This window comes from Rubrimonas sp. (genome assembly GCF_036788415.1).
Taxonomy (GTDB): domain Bacteria; phylum Pseudomonadota; class Alphaproteobacteria; order Rhodobacterales; family Rhodobacteraceae; genus Rubrimonas.
Genome location: NZ_DAIQNN010000210.1, coordinates 1 through 2,652 on the forward strand (window position 1 = coordinate 1; position 2,652 = coordinate 2,652).

The window sequence follows — 2,652 nt, forward strand, 5'->3', positions numbered from 1 at the left end:
CGATGCCGATGTCGCCGTTCGAGAGGCGGCGCCAGTAGACGACGTGGCGCTCGTAGCGGAAGTAGAAGCCCTCGACGCCGAACTCTGCCGGGATCGGTTTCGAGACGACGCCCCGGCTCTCGATCCGGTCGAACGCCGCGAACAGTCCGGTTATGTATCGCTCGGCCTGCTCGGCCCCCCAACGATCCCGCGTGTAACGGTAGATGTCGTCGAGGCGGTGGGACGCGGCCGCCTGGATGCGGACGGCCATGCGGTCAGGTCCGGTTGCGCGCGATGACGTCGGCAGGAGTCAGGGGCTCGTAAGACGCTTCCGGCGCGGCGAAGGCGAGGGTCAGCTCGGCCTTCAGCCGGTCGAAGGCTTCACGCTCGACCCGCTCCCGGTCGCGCCGGATGAGGTCGCGGATGTACTCGCTGACGTTCTCGTAGGCGCCGTCCTCGCCGACATTGGCAGCCACGAACTCGCTGAGCGGGCCGCTGAGGCGCACGGTCATGGTGGTGGTGCGGGACATCGGCCGCCTCCTCTGGGTGTGCCGTATTCAATATGACTAACAACGAAGACGAAGCAAGGGCCGCCCCACCCGTGGAGTCCGACGTCAGGTTTCGCCGCCGCCGCCATCGCCATCGCCGTCGCCGTCGCCGTCGCCGAGGCGGCGCACGGCGGCCAGCAGGTCTGCAATCGCGTCAGCGCTGGCCTCCAGCTTCATGGCCGCCATCAGGTGCTCGCGTCCCGCCATCGCGAGGAACACGCCCAGCACATCGTCGGAGTGCCGCGCGAGCTCGACGAGGTGGGACCCGTTCGGGCCATAGCGCCCGGCGAACCAGTTCTTGACGGTCTTCTCGCTCGCCCCGGTCCAGATCGCAACCTGCTTCACGCTGGGCCCGCCGTTGCGGCGGGCACGCCGTAATGCGCTGCCCACTTCCTCGACGAAATCGCCCGATGTTCCGGGTTCATCGGCGCCGGCGTCGCCGCGCGACGGGGGAAAGAACTTACCCTTTTTTGGAAACGACATTCCCGGCTCCCTCGCTGTAAGCATCGCGAAGGATTGCGCGGCCGATTCCGGCGGCGGTGACGGATTTGCCATGAAGGACAAAGGGATGGGCCTGTGAGCGGCCGTTGGGCGGCCCGGGCCGCGACAGGCGCGGAGGCGGTCGAGTCCGACATCCCCGCCGTCGCCTATGTCCGGATGTCGACCGACCACCAGAAATACTCGACCGAGAACCAACTCGACGTCATCCGGCGCTACGCTGCCGCCCGCGGCCTGAACATCGTGAAGGTGTTCGAGGACTCTGGCCGGTCTGGTCTCCGGCTCGACGGACGGGAGGCCTTGCAGGCGCTGATGGCCGAGGTCGGCTCCGGCCATGCCGCGTTCAGGGCGATCCTCGTCTACGACGTCAGCCGCTGGGGGCGTTTCCAGGATGCCGACGAAGGCGCCTATCACGAGCACGTCTGCTCCCGTGCTGGTATCCGCGTGCACTACTGTGGCGAGCAGTTCGAGAACGACGGCAGCATCGGCTCGAACCTGCTCAAGACCGTGAAGCGCGTCATGGCGGGGGAGTACAGCCGCGAGCTCTCGGTCAAGGTGTTCGCCGGCCAGTGCCGCCTCGTGGAACTCGGCTTTCGGCAGGGTGGCCCGGCAGGCTACGGGCTGCGGCGCGTGCTGATCGACGAGCACGGCGCCCCGAAGGCCGAGCTGTCCCGCGGCGAGCAGAAGAGCTTGCAGACCGACCGCGTCGTGCTCTCGCTGGGCCCCGAGCACGAGCAGGCTGTCGTCCGGCGAATTTACACGCAGTTCGTCGATGAGGGTCGGTCGGAGCGCGAGATAGCGGATGGGCTCAATGCCGAGGGCTGCGTGACCGACCTCGGGCGGCCATGGTCGCGCGCCGCCGTGCACCAGGTGCTGACCAACGAGAAGTACATCGGCAACAACGTCTTCAACCGGGTGTCCTTCAAGCTGAAGCAGCAGCGCGTCGTGAACCCGCGGGAGCGGTGGGTCCGGGCCGAGGGCGTGTACCCGGCCATCGTGGATCGCGCGCTGTTCCAGCGGGCGCGCGAGATCGTCGACGCGCGCAGCCGCCGGCTGAGCGACGAGGAATTGCTCGACGCCTTGCGCGCCGTGCTGCAGCGGACCGGCGTGCTGTCGGGCATGATCATTGACGAGCAGGACGACGTCCCGCCGTCCAGCGCCTACCAGAACCGCTTCGGCAGCCTGCTCCGCGCCTATGCGCTCATCGGCTACGAGCCGGAGCGCGACTACCGCTATCTTGAGATCAACCGCGCGCTGCGCCGTGCCCATCCGCAGATCGTCGCCGCGGTGATCGAGGGCGTCGCGAGCGAGGGCGGCCATGCCGTGCGCAACGAGACCACCGACCTTCTCCGCATCAACGGGGAGTTCACGGCATCGGTGGTGCTCGCGCGCTGCCACGCGTCGGCGTCGGGCGCCCTGAGCTGGCGCATTCGCCTCGACGCAGGTCTCGCGCCCGACATCACGATCGCCGTCCGCATGGACGAGGGAAACGAGGCGCCGCGCGATTTCTACCTGCTGCCCAGCATCGACATGACCGAGGACCGCCTGCGTCTCGCCGAGGACAACGGCCTGTCGCTCGACGCCTACCGGTTCGAGACGCTGGACTTCTTCTATGCGCTCGCCGGGC

At 68.1% G+C, this 2,652-nt stretch carries 4 protein-coding genes; 1 reads left to right on the top strand and 3 read right to left on the bottom strand.

What is annotated here, in order from left to right; translation table 11 throughout:
• From V7Q31_RS18620 to V7Q31_RS18630, 3 genes are all read right to left on the bottom strand, one after another.
• Window positions 1-250: type II toxin-antitoxin system RelE/ParE family toxin (locus V7Q31_RS18620; protein ID WP_333835333.1), on the bottom strand; the 250-nt coding region annotated here is incomplete at its 3' end.
• Window positions 251-254: 4 nt separating this feature from the next.
• Window positions 255-509: a ribbon-helix-helix domain-containing protein gene (locus tag V7Q31_RS18625; RefSeq protein ID WP_333835334.1), complete on the bottom strand. Its 255-nt coding sequence runs from the start codon at window positions 507-509 to the stop codon at window positions 255-257.
• 84 nt (window positions 510-593) lie between these two features.
• A complete protein-coding gene (locus V7Q31_RS18630) occupies window positions 594-1,010 on the bottom strand; it encodes a helix-turn-helix domain-containing protein (protein ID WP_333835335.1) in 417 nt (138 codons plus the stop codon).
• A gap of 93 nt (window positions 1,011-1,103) precedes the next feature.
• Between V7Q31_RS18630 and V7Q31_RS18635 the strand changes: the two genes are divergently transcribed.
• Window positions 1,104-2,652: recombinase family protein (locus V7Q31_RS18635; RefSeq protein WP_333835336.1), on the top strand; the 1,549-nt coding region annotated here is incomplete at its 3' end.